We start from the raw sequence: 17,143 nt of genomic DNA on the forward strand, positions 1-17,143 counted from the left end.
GTCCATATGTCCTGTTGTATACATTCGCTTTTATAAGAAATAATCCCTTTTTCTTACTATACCATTATTTATCTAAAAAAACAGAAAAAAGGAAACCACTTCGGTTTCCTCTCCCCTTTTATCCCGCACTAACTGCCTATAAAGAGCCGAGTAGTGTAGGATAATAAACGGTCAGGGATACGTTTAAATTTTCACTTTATACTAATTCTCGTTGCTTCGTTTCCTGTCCAAGTATTATTACAGCGAATACACCAATTAAAATTGATCCACAGAAAATCGTAAATATTAATGATAGTGAAGCTTCTGAAGCAACTAAATATCCCACTAATAGTGGCCCAAGAATACCACCAATACGACCAAATGCTGCTGCCATTCCTGCACCTGTACCACGAATAACCGTTGGATACTGCTCAGGTGTATAGGCGTATAATGCTCCCCAAGCACCTAAGTTAAAGAAGGATAGTAACATACCTGCCACGATTAATACTGTTAATGAATCCGCAACCCCAAACAAATAAGCACTGCAAGCTGTCCCGATTAAATACGTAACCAAAACAAATTTACGACCGAGACGTTCAATAAACCAAGCAGCTGTGAAATATCCTGGAAGTTGAGCTAATGTCATAATAAGTACGTATTGGAAACTTTTTATTAAACTAAATCCTTTTAGCACCATTACACTCGGTAACCAAAGGAACATTCCATAATAGGAAAAAACAACACAAAACCATAGAATCCATAGCATAATTGTTGCTTTACGATATTCCCCAGACCAAACTGATTTTATATTTTCAATAACAGATGGCCTTTTTTCAACTTTTTGGAACCTTGGGGAATCCGGTAAATTCCATCTTAAATATAAAGCATATAATGCTGGAACTGCACTCAATACCATCGCAACTTCCCAACCATATTTAGGAATAACAAAATACGAGATAAGAGCTGCAATTAGCCATCCACCTGCCCAAAAACTTTCTAATAACACAACAATTTTCCCACGCTCATGCGCTTCAACACTCTCTGATACTAGTGTAGAGGCAACCGGAAGCTCTCCGCCAAGCCCCATACCAATTAAAAAGCGTAAAACGAGAAACATCGCAAGTGTCGTTGTTAATGCAGTTAAACCACTACCGATAGAAAATAATAATAATGTAATAATAAAGACTGATTTTCGCCCTATTTTATCTGATAGTATCCCAAAAATAAGCGCTCCTACTGCCATGCCGATTGAGTTAATACTGCCTATCCAGCCCATTTCTTGCGTACTTAATCCCCAATCCTTTTGCAAGGCTACCATTACAAATGAAAGCATTCCAACATCCATTGCATCAAATAGCCATCCAAGCCCAGCTATACCAAGCAGTTTGCGCTTCGAAATTTCTTTTACCTTGCCCACTAGAAGTCCTCCTCACACAGGTGTCTTTACACATCATTTTACATGTGTGAATTGTATAAGTAAAATACTTTTGTGTAAAAAATTCTCCTTCATCATTCCCAAAAAGTAAAACGTCTATCCCGATTGGTGAGAGCTAATAATCAGTGGGGATGCCTCACTGATTAAAGTTTCAATTTATTAAAAATGAACAAATAAAAAAAGCAGCGATATTTCGCTACTTTTTCGAACGCATTACTTCTTTTAAAAATTCCGCTAATACTAACTGACGACGCCAGCGTGTTGGATTACTGCATAATCTATAAAACCACTCTAAATGAATCGCTTGAATCCATTTTGGTGCGCGTTTTACCTCTCCAGCCCATACGTCTAAACTTCCACCCACTCCAACAGCCATTTTCGTTTCTAAACGATGCTTATTGTTTTGGATAAAGTTCTCTTGTCTCGGGAAACCAAGTGCAACAAGTAATAAATCTGGTTTTGCTTCTTGAATGCGAGAAATAATATTCTCTTCGTCTTCTTGTTTAAAATAACCATCTTGTATACCAGCGATGGATACAGCTGAATATGTCTTTGTTAAATGATCTGCTGCAGCTTGTACAACATGCGGCTTTGCACCTAATAAGAAAACAGATACCGGCTTACTATCTTCTGATAACTTCGCAAGTAAATTACACATTAAATCAAAACCTGCTACACGTTCTTTTAAAGGTGTACCAAGCATCCCGCTTGCCTTTACAACCCCAATACCATCAGGTGTAATTAAATCTGTATTCAATAATGTTTGATAGAACTTTTCATCCTTTTTTGCGCACATAACAATTTCAGGGTTTGCTGTTACTACCTGAAACGTATGAGTTCGCTCCGCTTCTAGTTGTTCTTTTAAATATTGGACCGTTTCATCCATTGTCATTGTAGAAAAAGGAACGCCTAGAATATCAACTGTTTGTACTGCCATAGTTAACTATCCTCTCTATCATTACAAGTTTTTCGCTATTAATTGCTTATATGTTTCCTTTGTATCTTCATATAGTTTTTGAAGTGAGAAGTTCATAGTAGCATGCTCATAAATATGTTTACCCATTGCTGCTAACTCTCCAGTTTTCCACTTATCATACGCTTCTTCTAAAGCTAATGCTAATGCCTTTCCATCACCTGTCGGCACAATCCATCCGTAAGTTTCATCTACGATTAATGGTTCAATTTCTCCAGCCCTAGTCACAATTGATGGTACGCGCTGATTTGCCGCTTCTAATAAAACTAGTGGGAACCCTTCACTATGGGAAGTTAATAAATTTACATGTGACGACGCAAATAATTGTTTTACATCTTGACGATGTCCTAAAAACTCTACTTTATCGTTAATCCCTTTTTCAGTAGCTAATGACTTTAGATTTTCTTCTAATGGGCCATCGCCAACTAATAATACTTTAATTTTCTCTAATTTTGTTTGTTGTAACGCATCGAATAAAACTTCATGTCCTTTGACAGGATGTAATCGTGCTACTTGAATTGCCGTAAATACATCTTCATCAATATTGAACATTTCTTTTTTATTATAGCCTTCTGCTTTTTCCTTATCGTATTCAATTCCATTATAAATAACATGCATCTTTTCATTTGAAATACCTAATGCTGCCAGGCTTTTTTTCAATCTATTTGTTACAACGAAAAATAAGTCTATATTTTTTAAGGCTTTCAAATTTAATTTCGTAAAAATCCAACCTTTTAAGCCCTGTTTAGTAAAGTCTTGAAATGGATCACTATGAATAGTCGTTACCCATTTTGCCTTTATTCTCTTTTTCATTAAAGAAACATAGAAATTAGCCCTAGGGCCATGTGTATGAACTACATCAAATTTTTCTTTATTAATAAATTCACTTATATTCTTTAAAATGGATAAATCATAGCGCGATTTTTGTGAAAACACATGGACTTTTATCCCTAACTCCCTTGCTTCCTTCGCAACAATTCCATCTTCAAATACTGCTAATTCTACTTCACCAGCTGGAAACTGATCGAGAAGTGAAATAATATGTGTTTTCCCTCCCCCATCTTCTGCTCCTGCATTCATATGCAATATTCTCATATTTTTTCCTCCTTTAAATCCTCGCTACGTTTCCATCTATTTTTATTTTACTGTACTAAAAAATAAAAGCTAACAAAAGTTAGCTTTTATTTTTATCATTCAATTTCTAGGTCTACTATTAGATAAGCTAACACCACTACAAAGTAAATACCAACTCCTGGTGCTGTTAAAATATGTCCTGCAATATAAGCAATACCTAACGCTAACAATAAGCTTGCTGAAATCATTCCATATTTTATATTAAATATGTCCTTAAATCTCGTAGCAAATGATAGTAGAATTCTTAGCCCGTAATAAATAAATGGAATCATTAGTAATACAAAGCCAATAATCCCGAAATCATAAAACCAATCATGGAAGTCCATTTCAATTAGTTTTGGATCTGGCTGCTTTTGTTCATTGTATTTAAAGTTACCTGCATAACCCATTCCCAATAACTTTTGTGACATTGGCGCTTCTTTAAAGAACTGCTTATGTCTTTCTTCATATACTTGACGTCCACTGAAAATAAGATTTTCTTGATTTTCTTTCTTTTGCTCTTTCTCAAGCTCTTTCTTAACTTCCTCTTCTATCTTCGCCTTTTCTTCTGGCTTTTCACCTTTATGATGCTTTTCTTCTTTTGCTTTAAGTTCTTGTTCTTTTTTCAGCTTCTCTTTAATTTCTTTTTCTTTTTGACCTTGCTGTGCTACATTTTGCTCTGATAAATAATTATTGTGAATACCCATATTTTGTGCTAATGGCGTTTGTTTAAACGTTCCAACTACACCAGCTAATAGGACAATAGCAATTACTGCATTAAGCGCAAGGGATTTTTTGTTCGGATTTTTTCTATCAAATAATAATTGTAGTACAATGATCCCGATTGCTGCCGCTAACGTAGCACCAATTGAGCCCATTCCTACTTTTGTACCAACTTGAATTAGCGAATAAATCATTAAAAGTGATGGAATCCAATATAAAATGTGTTTCCAGCTCTTTGTTTTTTGAATAGAATATAGTACCACAATAGGGAAAATAATAGCTAAAATTGAACCTAGTTCATTCCCTGCATAGAACCAACCTCGAGAACCAACCTTCATCCATTCATAACTACCAAAGTCAGTAGATGTTGAAATAGAAATAACCATAATTGCGTTAATGATTAATGTAGAATATACAATACTATTTCGAACCTTATCACTAATATTAACCTTCTTTTTCAATGATTTTAAAGCTAAAATGTATGATCCCAGCATGATATATATATATAATGCTTTCGCAACGAATTTAACCTCTTCACTAAGTACAATAGGATTTTTGACTAGTTTGTTATTAATAAATCCTATCCCTAAAACTCCGGCTAATAATATAAGATAAATTAAAAACTTTCTATTTTCCTTCTCTTTTGCCTGAATTAAAATGTAAATACCACCAACAGCCATAATAAGGAATCTTACTAAAATTCCAACGGTAGCATTTGACTTTAATAAAGTGATGCTAAGAGACGTTAATAAATCTAAAACAGGCTGTAAAATAATAAAAAAGAGCAAAAAACGCTCAAATCTAACCCTAGCTTGATTTGCTAACATTCCAAGACCTCCATACAAAATCTTAACATTATCTTTTAATCATAATTTTTATCTTCAAAACACACCTAGCAATTATAACATAACTCATATTTAAATTGAGAACTTATTTTTATGCCGAAACTAATCAAATCTAGCGTAAGTAGTACTAGAAAACATTATCCTTTAGCTATCCTTCCCTATCTCTATAAAAACTATCTAACACTCTTCCACTTATTATCGGCATTATAGTAACATTTATTAATTTATTTATAAAAATATAAATTTAATAATTACACACAAACACCCACTCGGCTATCCTACAACTAAAGATTAACCTTGCTTCGTTTTCTCCTAAACATTTTCAAATGCTTTCTTTATGTATTTTATCCGTTTTTCTACATGTAACGAAAAGTAATTGTTATTTCCAATACTTTAGTGTATATTTTTTCTCTGGAACATCTTTAAGAGGAAGGGATTAAGGCCATGTTATTAATCGATATATTTACGTTTCTTGGCATTATCGCCGCTGCCATTTCTGGTACATTAGTTGGTTTAAAAAAAGATTTAGATTTATTTGGTGTCCTTTGTTTAGCTGTAGCTACTGCGCTCGGCGGCGGTATTATTCGTGATATTATGATTGGTAACCTGCCCCCTGTCGCATTTGTAAAACCCATTTACTTTTTCGTAAGTGTATTATCAGCATTATTTACTTGTATGTTTTTTGAGCGCATCAATAAACTTCAAGTCGTTATTATGCTTTCTGATGCTGTTGGCTTAGGCGTTTTTACAGCTATTGGTGCAAATGCAGCAATGTCACATCATGTTGACGCCTCATTTCTAGTTGTTTCAATGGGAGTCATTACAGGTATTGGAGGCGGTATTTTGCGTGACATTTGTGCTCAAGATATCCCTTACGTATTCCGAAAAGAAATTTACGCAATCGCTTCTATCTTAGGAGCAATTAGCTTCCTAATCACACACGCTATGGGGGCGCACGTATTAGCTTTCTATGTTTGTTTATTAGTAACATTTGTTATTCGTGTCGTCACTGTAATATATAATGTGCATTTCCCTGTTTTCTTTAAAACACATGCTAAAATTAATAAAGGCCATTAAGAGAATTCTATCTAGAATTCTCTTAATTTATATACTATTCAACGAACTAATATAGAGTAATTATATATAAGCATATATAATTACTCTATATTAGTTTTAAAATTGAAAACGTTTTATATACAGGGGGAAGAATGATGCTTGGGGTTTTCAAAAAAAATATTAATAAAACAAATGCCAGTATAATTGAATTAAGTAAGGACCAACAAATAACTTTTAATGTACCTACTAATTCTGAATTAAAAATTCAAATGGATATGCTACATATTTCAAAAGAAGATTTACAAGTTGTAAAAGTACTACAGCCTTTTATTTATGCAGAAATTGATTGGATTACTGAAAAATTCTATGCCAACATTACAAAACAACCTAATTTAATTACTATTATTGAGCGTTACAGCTCTATTCCAAAACTAAAACAAACTTTAAAAACACATATTAAAGAATTATTCAGCGGCCATATGCATGAAGATTTTATTGAACAGCGTGTTAGGATTGCCAAAAGGCATGTACAAATTGGTTTACATCGAAAATGGTATACTGCTGCTTATCAAGAATTATTCCGCTCTATCATGAAGATTTTGCAAACAAAAATAACGACAATCGATGATTTTTCATATTCTATAAATGTCATAAATAAATTATTCACTCTTGAACAAGAACTTGTTCTTGCAGCTTATGAATCTGAATACGAAAGAATGCAAAAAGAGCTTGAGAAAGAAAAAGAATTAACTGCTATGACAATTACGCATATCGCAACAGAACTAGCTGCTGTATCTGAAAAAACAAGCTCTTCTATTCAAAAACTAACCGCCAAATCTGAAACTATTGTAGAGATTGCTAAAACAGGTACATCATTAGCTACAACATCTGAAGAAAAAGCGAATAAAGGGAAAGAACAATTAAACCAGCAAAACAAACGAATGGGATCTATTCAAATGAATATGGAGACGATTATTACAGATACTCATGAACTTCTCAATATTTCTAACAAAATTAATGAAATCATAGATATTGTTAAATCGATTGCGGAGCAAACCAATTTACTCGCACTAAATGCAGCTATCGAATCTGCACGTGCTGGAGAATTTGGGAAGGGGTTTTCTGTTGTTGCTGGTGAAATCCGAAAATTATCAGAGCAAACGAAAGAATCTATATTTAACGTTACAAAGCTCGTCGAAAAAACAAATGAACAAATTACCCGTGTATCGTCTTCCGTGAAACAAATTAGCTCTCTCGTATCGGAAGGAACGGATAGTATGTCGGCAACTGATCGATACTTCCAAGAAATCGTAAAAGATATGTCTAACTCAAAAGAACAGAATAAGAAAATTGAACACGAACTACAAGCTATTTCACAAGTAATGAAAGGAATTCAAGATGATTCCTCACAAATGGCTCTAACAGCCGATAATTTGCAACTAGAATTAAATCGATAAGATGAAATTTAGTAGTCAGGCATACTTTCCATCTGCACTGACTACTAAATTTCATCTTCCATCAAAAAAAGAATCCAGAATGGATTCTTTTTATTTTCTGAAAAATATTTTTTGACAATACACATAACTCATATAAACACCAAAGCTCTGCAAAATAAACAATGCTGGCATAATTACATTGTAATATGCCATATCTAATCGGAAGAGCTTTAACAATACGTAGCCACTAATTAAAAATAAGAACAACATATATCCCTCATTTTGTTGTTTCTTAATAAGGAAGTGTAATAGAGCTATAGTCATAAACAATGTTACGGCTATATATATCAGTTTTTCACATTTGAAAAGAATAGAATTTATCCCTTCATCTGAAAACTGATTTATCATCGGTTCTAAAAGTTTAAATCTTTCTCCCTCAATCTCTTTTAACTTTTGATCAATATGCCCTGTTACACTTTGATTTTTCGATATTTTTTCCTCATGTTGCGTTTTTCCAATTAATACAGATTGAACATACGTCTCATTCGCAATCGTATATTGTGACATTCCCATTGTCTTAATTCCATAATTCACACCAAAATGGGCACTATAAAATAGAATAAGTATCCCTATCATTTTTAGTAACACCTTTTGTTTCGTTGCTGATTGAAATACTTCGATTAATAATACATATACCGTGATAAAAATAGGAAGAAATAATCCCATTGGGAAAATCATATTACTAAATGCAAGTAAAATCGCTGAAAACACCCACATATAAGGATGATCTAATCCTTTATATAAAAGTATGTAACAAGCAAAATAAAATAAAAATATTGCAAGTGACTCAGAAGTTAATACGGAACTCATGAATATATTTGGAATATACAGAGCATAAAAGATAGAAGCAATACGACCGCATTCTTCTCCAAAAACCATTCCCGCAATACGATAAATAAATAACGCTGTTCCTGTGCAAAATAGCACATTAAATAGTTGTAAAGCGAATAATGAATCACCAAATATACGAATAATTACCGACTCATATATAATAAAAGGTAAATGAGTTACAGTCCCTATATTATTACCAATTGCAATCTGCTTTGCAGACTCATACATCACTTTCATATCACCAATTATTGGAGCATCTACAAATAACAGCATACTAAGCCTCACAACTATAGATATACTTATAAGAAAAATAAGAAATTGTTTATCTGTAAAACGATATTGTAGAATTGATGCCACTAACAAAATGAGTATGACGAAAATTGCCAATATGATTGTTACACTTGTTGTACTTCCTCCAAAAAATTGCTTACTTGTCTCAAATGCTGCCCAACAACTATAAACGAAAAATGCGAGCATCGCACCGATTGTAATTTTATTGAAGAAAGATGAAAAATTTGTTTGTATATGATTCATATGTCCATTGCACCTCTATTTCCATTCATAACAAAACGATTCTATCATGAATGGGTACACGGCTGATAGGGAATTTCTATGACAAATATATAGTCATTACTTTTTACTTGCAATGTAAGCGAATCCTCTTTTACACTACATTTTAGATAAAATAAATTTTCTTTCAGTTACATGAATACAAATACAGAAGTTTAAATAATCCTCTTTTGGAATACACTTTACTTCATTAAATATCTAATATGAGTACTAAGCTTACACATATTATTCTGATTGAAAACAGACTATAGGGGCTGAATATATGGAAAAGAAATTCATGCGAGAATCTAAAGCAATTAAGACAACACGTGTTTTTCCTAACGATTTAAATAATCACCAAACACTTTTTGGAGGGAAATTATTAGCAGAGATTGATAGTATTGCTTCAATTGCGGCTGCAAGACATAGTCGTAAACATTGCGTAACAGCATCTATTGATTCAGTTGATTTTTTAACTCCAATTCACCAAGCTGATTCTGTTTGTTATGAAGCATTTGTATGTTATACAGGTAAATCTTCAATGGAAGTTTTCGTAAAAGTAATCGCAGAAAATTTATTAGCAGGCGAGCGTAGAATTGCCGCTACTTGCTTCATTACATTCGTGGCAATAAAAGATGGAAAACCTTCGTCCGTACCACAAGTACTTCCTGAAACTGAGGAAGAACATTGGTTACACACAACCGGTTCAGAACGCGCGGAAAATAGAAGAAAAGGGCGTTTACAAAGCAAAGAAATGGCTGAGGTTTTAACTTTAAATAAACCTTGGAATATTTAATACGATACTCTTCCATATACATGCACAGATTTTTTCTTCCTTGCATGTATTTTTTTATACAAAATATCACCTCTTACCATTTTATTGTCAATCTGTTCTCCTAAATCATGCACCAGCTTTTCCTTTATTTTGTTATACTATTAATGGTATATTAAATAAAGTTCGTTTAAAAATAACCATAATATGATTAAGTATATAAGGGATGGTGCGGTAATGACTATTGAAGTACCAATTTCAATACCAAAAACGTTAATTATTATTCCAGCGTATAACGAGGAAGAAGCAATTGCAGATACATTAACAAGATTATTAAAACTAAAACAGCATTTCACAGGATTAAGCATTTGTGTTATTAATGATGGATCACACGATAAAACAGCTCAAATCGTACAAGATTTTCCTGTTCACCTTGTGAATTTACCATATAACCTAGGTATTGGCTCAGCTGTACAAACTGGATATAAATACGCATATGAGAACGGATATGATATTGCGATTCAGTTCGATGCTGATGGACAACATAATCCAGATGATTTATATAAAATTATAAAGCCAATCGCTGAAGATGAATGCGATATGGTGCTAGGGTCACGTTTTACAGAAAAAACAGCATATAAAGGTAGTATTTCCAGAAGAATCGGTATTTTTTATTTTACTGCCCTATTGAAAGTACTAACAAAACAAACATTTATGGATCCAACTTCTGGATATCGTGCTATCAATCGAGAAGTAATTAAAATTTTTGCACACAACTATCCAAAAGACTATCCAGAACCAGAAGTTCTTATTCATTTAAAAAAGAAAAAACTTCGCATTAATGAAATATCTGTAAATATGCAAGAGCGACAAGGTGGACAATCTTCCATCACACCTTTTAAATCTGCATATTACATGATTAAAGTAAGCCTTGCTATATTGATGCAAAAAATCGTGAAAGGTTGATAATAAATGCCTATAATTACCTTTTCATTCATCTTTATTTTATTATTATTATTATTAATTATTAATTCCATTCGCCGTGGAACTTTAGAAACGAAATATGCTGTTTTATGGATTTTTGTTTGTATTGCAATGGCTATTTTAAGTTCTACCGATAAAATTATAAACTGGATTGGAAAACTATTAAAAGTAGAATATCCCCCTTCCATTTTATTCTTATTTGGACTATTATTCTGTTTCATTTTAATTTTTGACCTAACAAGAAAAATTTCTAAACAACATCATCAACTTGTAACATTAACGCAAGATTATGCGTTACTAAAGCAAAAATTAAATGCAACTGAGCCAGACAAAGACTAACCTAATATTTCAAAGCTAATATAAAAAACCTCTTAATTTATTTCAAAAATTAAGAGGTTTTTTTATTCTCAATAATAATTTGTTCGCCTTCACAACCCTTACGATAAATATATCCTACTTACTAATAAGTTAAAATGGTATAAATAAGAATTTATAAGCAATAGACATGTTAAAGCTGTTTAAAATACGAGAATTAACCATAAGAATCTCATTTCCCGCTACCTTTTTAATAGAAAGTTGATTTACAAAGTTTATATGCGTTAAACTTATACAGATGTTCTTGTAATCTTCTTCCTTTCAAAAGGCTTGTATATATGATGCAAGACATAAAAAACTTGAGGAGATAAAAATTCTATGATGGAACAAAAGCAACTTGTTTCTGTTGTCATACCTCTGTATAACACAGAAAAATATATTGAAGAAACGATGCAGTCAATACTAGATCAAACATATAAAAATATCGAAATTGTAATTGTAGATGATGGAAGTAAAGATCAATCACCTTCTATTGTGAAAAACCTTGCTGAAAAATATCCAGGGCAAGTAAAATACATTCATCAAAAAAACCAAGGTGTTTCGGTAGCCCGTAATACAGGTATCGAAAATGCTAGCGGAGAATATGTCGCTTTCCTTGATAGTGATGACTTATGGCATCCAACCAAAATTGAGAAGCAAGTCGAAAGTATGCATAAAAATGAAATGAACGCGTGCTATTGTGGTTATATGAATTTTTACGAAGAAACAGGCGAGAAGGTTGAACATACAACAAACTTTATTAAAGGTGATATGGCAAAAGCATTCCTAACACATCAAGTTGTTGCTCAAACAAGTACTTGGATTTTCAAACGATCCATCGTAATGGATCATAACATTCGTTTTACACCAGGATGTAGTTGGGGCGAAGATTTAGAGTTTTTATTTAAACTAATGAGTGTGACAAATGTATGCTATATCGATGAATATTTAACATATTATAGAATCTTATCAGAAGGAAATCTTTCTTCTAAGTATAAAGATTATAAATTAAAAACGACAAAAGAGTTGGAAGTATTCAATCGTATGAAAGATTGGGTACATAATAAATCTCAAGATTTCATTACAAAAGACCCTCAGTCACTTATTGAGATTCTTGAGACTTATTTATTCCCTTATACAGTCATCAATAACGCTTGTATATATATTAAGGGAAACTCTCAATTAGATAAATCACAAGTTCAATTAATCAAAAAAGATATAAAGAAATATTGCCGTAAAATCTATTCAAAGAATGGAAAACGTAGTAAAAAACTATATGCAATGCTTTGGTTTGTACGAATTAAATTTCTGTTTTCTTAACCTGAAAATATAACGATACTCTCTCTTTCTGTGAACAAATCAAATTTACAAATAGGACAAGCTAACCGGGTCCTAAAGAATAGAAAGGTCTTTTCCCATGAAAACAAATAAAATTCTAAAAAACGCATCCTACCTCTTTGTAGGAAACATTACTGTCCGTTTTGTACTGGCTATTGCAACAATTTTCTTTGCAAGATATGTTTCTCCAAGTGATTACGGTATGTTTACAACTGCGTTAGCAGTTTCAGCTGTTATTTGTTACTTTACAGATGCAGGTTTGACACATACGTTTATGCGTGAAGGAACGAGAAGCGATGCTAATATTAGCGTGCTAATAAGTAGTTATTTACGTATTCGTTTAATATTAGCTATCGTAATTTCTGTACTTTTCGCTATTTTTGCCCAGTTCTTCTATCCCGATGCTTACTTACGTGCGATGGTATATTGGGTTGTTCTGCCAACAATGTTTGGAGCAACTTTACAAGGTGTTGGAATGGCTTACTTCCAAGTAACAGAACGCATGCAATTTACAGCTATTATTTCTGTACTACAAGGTGTAACAGCTGCTGCTGCCCTATTACTAGGGATGTCTTTCCAATGGTCACTTATGATGGTTGCTGCCATGTATGGGGTATCTAGTCTTGTAACAGGTGTTATCGCCTTTATAATGACAATACGTTACACGAAAGTCCATAAGGGTTGGGATAAAGGCATTTTAGATCAACTACTTATTTTCACAATCAATGGAATCATCATTATGCTCTTACCACAATTGGGCCCTATTATATTAGAAAAGGTTTCAACGTATAATCAAGTTGGATTCTTTGGTGCTGCATCTAAAATACCTGCTGTACTATATCAAATACCTGGGGTAATTGCAGCTGCCTTTTATCCAAGGCTGTTTGCTTTTGGTAATGAGAAAAATATTGAAGAACATAGAAAATTATCAAGTTTTGAATTAAAACTTATGTCTTTTTTAGGAATGGGAATTTCTATCCCCTTTATTGCTGATCCAAGTTTCTGGATTGTTAGTTTATTAGGAGAAGAATACGCTCCCGCCGGTGACGCTCTTGCTATTCTAGCGTTTATGGTTATTTTACAATCAATTAACTATCCACTAGCCGATAATTTAACAACGATTGGCCAGCAATGGAAACGTGCAACAACAATGACTATTGGATTAGTTGTTGCCATCATAGGTTATATTGTATTAGGTAGTAAATATGGAATGATGGGGGCAGCTGTCGCAGCTATCCTTACCGAAATTACACTATTAATCGGATTTACCCTCTTTATTCGTAAAGGCATGCAATTATTAGTTAAAGGAATTATATTTAATTCCTTGGCCTTTATTATTAGTTACGGTATATACCGAATTGCATTAATCAACTTACCGCCACTAATTGCTTTAACTCTTACTGGTATACTATACGGTATGATTGGAATTGTAATTGATCCTCAAATACGTGGATTCGTTTTAGGGTTTATAAAACAAAAATTAGGTAAAAAGGTAGTATAAAGTTAAGTTCCTTTTCAAAATCATGAAAAGGAACTTAACTTCTTTATTTACATCTGTTTTTCATATACATAATTATTTCTTTTAACCCATCATAATAAGAAGTTTTGGTAACTCTCCAATACATTTCTCGTATTTCTCTCCACTTAATACAACTGGTTTTTCCGTCAAATATAGCATTTCCACAAATTCTTTCATCTGCTTATCAAACAGACCAATGAACTGGATCATTCCTCTTTTTACAGTTATTATTCATTTGGTATATCCCGTTAATTCCCGTATGTGTTGAATCATTTCCTCACCTGTAATGACACCATAACCTCGTATGTTCCAATTTTGTCCATAGGCCTCATCATGTGAAGCTAATTCAACCATTGCTTTTGCACCATCTGGTGTGAAAATATATTCACGGGCAATCTTTTTATCTCCAACAAAGCTAGATATTTTATTTGCAAGTATTGCCTTTAATGTATGATGGACAAGTGTGCTTTCTGCATTTGGACCATAAAGGTCTGGGAAATAAGCAATAAACATTTGTACATTAGCTTGTTTTGAAAATATATACATTTTGAAATGATAGCATTATATGAAAGAATTTAGTATCATGATTCAAGGTACTATTTCAAGTTGGACGGAGGATACTATGAGCTTATTAACAGTTGAAAAATTAGGACATACATTTGGTGATCGTACATTATTTAAAGATGTATCTATGCGATTATTAGCAGGTGAGCACGTTGGATTAGTTGGTGCAAACGGTGTTGGTAAATCAACATTCATGAATATCATTACTGGTCAGCTTATTCATGACCAAGGTCGTGTAGAATGGACACCGGGCACACATTACGGCTACTTAGATCAGCATACTGTTTTAACGCCTGGACGTACAATCCGTGACGTACTAGCGGATGCATTTTTACCGTTATTCGAAAAGGAAAAAGCTTTAAATGAAGTTACAGAAAAAATGGGAACTGCTACACCAGAAGAACTAGAAGAACTTCTTGAACAAATGGCAGAAATACAAGATGCACTTGAAGCAGGTGGTTTCTATTTACTAGATATGAAAATTGAAGAGGCTGCACGTGGTCTTGGAATTGATGCAATTGGTTTAGATCGTGATGTTTCAGCACTAAGTGGTGGACAACGTACAAAGGTATTGCTTGCAAAGCTATTACTTGAACAGCCAGAAGTGTTATTGCTTGATGAACCTACTAACTATTTAGACGTTGAACATATTCATTGGTTAACAAATTATTTAAAAGAATACCCACATGCATTCTTATTAATTTCTCATGATACGGAATTTATGAACAAATGTGTTGATGTTATTTTCCATCTAGAATTCACAAAAATGACACGCTATACAGCGACATATGAAAAATTCCTAGAACTAGCAGAAATCAATAAAAATCAACATATAAACGCTTATGAAAAGCAGCGCGAGTTTATCAAAAAGCAAGAAGACTTCATTGCAAAAAACAAGGCTCGTTATTCAACGACAGGTCGTGCAAAGAGTCGTCAAAAGCAACTTGATCGCATGGAACTTATTGATCGCCCAGAAACAGCAATTAAACCTGAATTCTCATTTAAAGAAAGTCGCGCAAGTAGTCGCTTCGTCTTTGAAGGTGAAAATGTAGAAATCGGATATACACATCCGCTACTACCAAAGCTATCAATGACGATCGAACGTGGTGAAAAAATTGCTATTGTTGGATGTAACGGTGTTGGTAAATCAACGTTACTAAAAACAATCTTAGGTAAAATTAAGCCTTTAAGCGGTAAAACAAGCCTTGGTGACTTCTTAGAGCCTGCATACTTTGAGCAAGAAGTTAAAGCTGACAATATAACACCAATTGATGATGTATGGAATACATTCCCTGGTTTAGACCAGCATCAAATTCGTGCGATGTTAGCAAAATGCGGATTAAAAAATGAACATATTTCTCGCCCATTAAGTCAATTAAGTGGTGGAGAACAAGCAAAAGTTCGTTTATGTAAGCTAATGGGTGAGGAAAGTAACTGGCTACTATTTGATGAGCCGACAAACCATCTTGATGTTACAGCAAAAGCGGAACTTAAGAAGGCTATGAAAGCATATAAAGGAACAATCCTCCTTGTATGTCACGAACCGGACTTCTATGAAGATTGGATTACAAAAGTTTGGGATGTTGAAGAATGGTCTCAAAATAGTAAATAGTCTTTAAGAAAAAACTCCTTGTGTAGACAAGGAGTTTTTTACTTATTTTTATTAAGAATTTTTTATATTGTAGTATCCTATAAGTCGTAATCGAAATTCTTTTAATTCCGGATACGCCTCTAAATTTGCTAACATACCTCTAATTACTGGAATTCTTGGATTAAGCAATCGTATTTCCGCCTCTAAAACATCTAACGTTACTAACAACTCATCATCCTCTAATTGATCAGCTAAACTACGCTTAAATACAATAATTTCTTTTAAAAAATGCTCTTTAACTTGTTCCTTAATAAGCTCTGATTTACAAAGGAATTCTCCAAGCTTTTCTTCATGTAAAATAGGTTCTTCCGAAGATTCTACCAAACCATCTACTAAATGATCTACTCTTTTTAAAATAAAAGCAGCGACATACGATAAATCAATTTCTGGTGCTTGTAAAATAATTAATTCTAAATAACCACGGCATATGCCTTCTACTATAATTACTAAATCCAATAAATATGGCATAACCTTTTCACCATAAATGGACAATAAACTATTCCGATAAAATGCATGAGACTCTAACTTCATCCGCATCATAAATTCTTCTACTTCTTTATTAAACGGAATTGCATTTTCTCTCGCATGCATAATAATAAATTCTTTATGCTTTTGTATATCATTAAACTGACAATGTAATTGTTTTGCAAATTTTTCACGTGGTAATAAAGACTCTTGTTCAATATCCAGCATTTTCTTTTGGATTTTGTCATAATAATATCGAAGTGTCGCTAATAAAAGCTCATCTTTCGATTTAAAATATAAGTAAAAAGCTCCCTTAGATATACCACTAGCTGTCACAATTTCCTGCACTGATGTCGCATTTACACCCTTAGTAGCAAATAACTTCATAGCCGATTCTATAATTAAACGCTCTTTTTCTTTCATATCTTCTCTCCTAAATTTAATCTCGCATCTTATTATAAATGTATTATACCATCCCTTTTTATTGACGATTGAC

The 17,143-nt window shown here is 33.1% G+C and carries 14 protein-coding genes and 2 pseudogenes; 9 read left to right on the forward strand and 7 right to left on the reverse strand.

Features of this window, described 5'->3' with window-relative positions; all coding sequences use genetic code 11:
* Nucleotides 1–196: 196 nt before the first annotated feature.
* The 4 genes from ACTFR8_RS27120 to ACTFR8_RS27135 form a co-directional block, all read right to left on the reverse strand.
* Nucleotides 197–1,396: an MFS transporter gene (locus ACTFR8_RS27120; protein ID WP_000521077.1), complete on the reverse strand. Its 1,200-nt coding sequence runs from the start codon at nucleotides 1,394–1,396 to the stop codon at nucleotides 197–199.
* Between the two features lie 214 nt (nucleotides 1,397–1,610).
* Nucleotides 1,611–2,351: a WecB/TagA/CpsF family glycosyltransferase gene (locus tag ACTFR8_RS27125; RefSeq protein WP_000290748.1), complete on the reverse strand. Its 741-nt coding sequence runs from the start codon at nucleotides 2,349–2,351 to the stop codon at nucleotides 1,611–1,613.
* A 21-nt stretch (nucleotides 2,352–2,372) separates the two neighbouring features.
* On the reverse strand, nucleotides 2,373–3,482 hold the full coding sequence (locus ACTFR8_RS27130) for a glycosyltransferase family 4 protein (protein ID WP_001221215.1): 1,110 nt from the start codon (nucleotides 3,480–3,482) through the stop codon (nucleotides 2,373–2,375).
* A gap of 95 nt (nucleotides 3,483–3,577) precedes the next feature.
* Nucleotides 3,578–5,050, reverse strand: coding sequence for an O-antigen ligase family protein (locus ACTFR8_RS27135; protein ID WP_100619704.1), 1,473 nt, complete (start codon nucleotides 5,048–5,050; stop codon nucleotides 3,578–3,580).
* 462 nt (nucleotides 5,051–5,512) lie between these two features.
* Between ACTFR8_RS27135 and ACTFR8_RS27140 the strand changes: the two genes are divergently transcribed.
* The 3 genes and pseudogenes from ACTFR8_RS27140 (at nucleotide 5,513) to ACTFR8_RS27150 (ending at nucleotide 7,581) form a co-directional block, all read left to right on the forward strand.
* The gene (locus tag ACTFR8_RS27140; RefSeq protein ID WP_000924371.1) at nucleotides 5,513–6,145 is read left to right on the forward strand and encodes a trimeric intracellular cation channel family protein; all 633 of its coding nucleotides are present in this window, start codon (nucleotides 5,513–5,515) and stop codon (nucleotides 6,143–6,145) included.
* 134 nt (nucleotides 6,146–6,279) lie between these two features.
* A pseudogene (locus ACTFR8_RS27145) lies at nucleotides 6,280–6,825 on the forward strand (protoglobin family protein); the annotation flags it as partial.
* A 54-nt stretch (nucleotides 6,826–6,879) separates the two neighbouring features.
* Nucleotides 6,880–7,581, forward strand: a complete 702-nt coding sequence (locus tag ACTFR8_RS27150; RefSeq protein WP_370658441.1) for a methyl-accepting chemotaxis protein — start codon at nucleotides 6,880–6,882, stop codon at nucleotides 7,579–7,581.
* Nucleotides 7,582–7,671: 90 nt separating this feature from the next.
* On the opposite strand, the gene ACTFR8_RS27155 is transcribed toward ACTFR8_RS27150, so the two are convergent.
* Complete coding sequence (locus ACTFR8_RS27155) at nucleotides 7,672–8,985, reverse strand: ArnT family glycosyltransferase (RefSeq protein ID WP_001015634.1); 1,314 nt, start codon at nucleotides 8,983–8,985, stop codon at nucleotides 7,672–7,674.
* Nucleotides 8,986–9,283: 298 nt separating this feature from the next.
* Between ACTFR8_RS27155 and ACTFR8_RS27160 the strand changes: the two genes are divergently transcribed.
* The 5 genes from ACTFR8_RS27160 (at nucleotide 9,284) to ACTFR8_RS27180 (ending at nucleotide 13,949) form a co-directional block, all read left to right on the forward strand.
* A complete protein-coding gene (locus ACTFR8_RS27160; protein ID WP_100619703.1) occupies nucleotides 9,284–9,796 on the forward strand; it encodes an acyl-CoA thioesterase in 513 nt (170 codons plus the stop codon).
* 213 nt (nucleotides 9,797–10,009) lie between these two features.
* The gene (locus tag ACTFR8_RS27165; protein WP_000151539.1) at nucleotides 10,010–10,738 is read left to right on the forward strand and encodes a glycosyltransferase family 2 protein; all 729 of its coding nucleotides are present in this window, start codon (nucleotides 10,010–10,012) and stop codon (nucleotides 10,736–10,738) included.
* A 6-nt stretch (nucleotides 10,739–10,744) separates the two neighbouring features.
* Nucleotides 10,745–11,095, forward strand: a complete 351-nt coding sequence (locus ACTFR8_RS27170) for a DUF2304 domain-containing protein (RefSeq protein ID WP_001121774.1) — start codon at nucleotides 10,745–10,747, stop codon at nucleotides 11,093–11,095.
* Between the two features lie 354 nt (nucleotides 11,096–11,449).
* Nucleotides 11,450–12,430: a glycosyltransferase family 2 protein gene (locus ACTFR8_RS27175; protein ID WP_000970516.1), complete on the forward strand. Its 981-nt coding sequence runs from the start codon at nucleotides 11,450–11,452 to the stop codon at nucleotides 12,428–12,430.
* Nucleotides 12,431–12,527: 97 nt separating this feature from the next.
* The gene (locus ACTFR8_RS27180) at nucleotides 12,528–13,949 is read left to right on the forward strand and encodes an oligosaccharide flippase family protein (protein WP_000856133.1); all 1,422 of its coding nucleotides are present in this window, start codon (nucleotides 12,528–12,530) and stop codon (nucleotides 13,947–13,949) included.
* A 43-nt stretch (nucleotides 13,950–13,992) separates the two neighbouring features.
* On the opposite strand, the pseudogene ACTFR8_RS27185 reads toward ACTFR8_RS27180, so the two are convergent.
* Nucleotides 13,993–14,501, reverse strand: a pseudogene (locus tag ACTFR8_RS27185) (short chain dehydrogenase); the annotation flags it as partial.
* Between the two features lie 88 nt (nucleotides 14,502–14,589).
* Here ACTFR8_RS27185 and ACTFR8_RS27190 point away from each other — a divergent pair.
* Nucleotides 14,590–16,143: an ABC-F family ATP-binding cassette domain-containing protein gene (locus ACTFR8_RS27190; RefSeq protein ID WP_000055410.1), complete on the forward strand. Its 1,554-nt coding sequence runs from the start codon at nucleotides 14,590–14,592 to the stop codon at nucleotides 16,141–16,143.
* A 51-nt stretch (nucleotides 16,144–16,194) separates the two neighbouring features.
* Here the strand turns inward: ACTFR8_RS27190 and ACTFR8_RS27195 are convergent, their stop codons facing one another.
* The gene (locus tag ACTFR8_RS27195; protein ID WP_000659645.1) at nucleotides 16,195–17,070 is read right to left on the reverse strand and encodes a TetR/AcrR family transcriptional regulator; all 876 of its coding nucleotides are present in this window, start codon (nucleotides 17,068–17,070) and stop codon (nucleotides 16,195–16,197) included.
* Nucleotides 17,071–17,143 lie beyond the last annotated feature (73 nt).

Origin of the sequence: Bacillus cereus group sp. MYBK15-3, from assembly GCF_051916765.1 — a bacterium.
Taxonomy (GTDB): domain Bacteria; phylum Bacillota; class Bacilli; order Bacillales; family Bacillaceae_G; genus Bacillus_A; species Bacillus_A cereus.

Coding starts and splice junctions, on each gene's coding strand:
- ACTFR8_RS27190 (WP_000055410.1), top strand. CDS start 14,590: ATGAGCTTATTAACAGTTGAAAAATTAGGACATACATTTGGTGATCGT.
- ACTFR8_RS27130 (WP_001221215.1), bottom strand. CDS start 3,482: ATGAGAATATTGCATATGAATGCAGGAGCAGAAGATGGGGGAGGGAAA.
- ACTFR8_RS27180 (WP_000856133.1), top strand. CDS start 12,528: ATGAAAACAAATAAAATTCTAAAAAACGCATCCTACCTCTTTGTAGGA.
- ACTFR8_RS27165 (WP_000151539.1), top strand. CDS start 10,010: ATGACTATTGAAGTACCAATTTCAATACCAAAAACGTTAATTATTATT.
- ACTFR8_RS27160 (WP_100619703.1), top strand. CDS start 9,284: ATGGAAAAGAAATTCATGCGAGAATCTAAAGCAATTAAGACAACACGT.
- ACTFR8_RS27125 (WP_000290748.1), bottom strand. CDS start 2,351: ATGGCAGTACAAACAGTTGATATTCTAGGCGTTCCTTTTTCTACAATG.
- ACTFR8_RS27170 (WP_001121774.1), top strand. CDS start 10,745: ATGCCTATAATTACCTTTTCATTCATCTTTATTTTATTATTATTATTA.
- ACTFR8_RS27135 (WP_100619704.1), bottom strand. CDS start 5,050: ATGTTAGCAAATCAAGCTAGGGTTAGATTTGAGCGTTTTTTGCTCTTT.
- ACTFR8_RS27195 (WP_000659645.1), bottom strand. CDS start 17,070: ATGAAAGAAAAAGAGCGTTTAATTATAGAATCGGCTATGAAGTTATTT.
- ACTFR8_RS27140 (WP_000924371.1), top strand. CDS start 5,513: ATGTTATTAATCGATATATTTACGTTTCTTGGCATTATCGCCGCTGCC.
- ACTFR8_RS27150 (WP_370658441.1), top strand. CDS start 6,880: ATGACAATTACGCATATCGCAACAGAACTAGCTGCTGTATCTGAAAAA.
- ACTFR8_RS27175 (WP_000970516.1), top strand. CDS start 11,450: ATGATGGAACAAAAGCAACTTGTTTCTGTTGTCATACCTCTGTATAAC.
- ACTFR8_RS27155 (WP_001015634.1), bottom strand. CDS start 8,985: ATGAATCATATACAAACAAATTTTTCATCTTTCTTCAATAAAATTACA.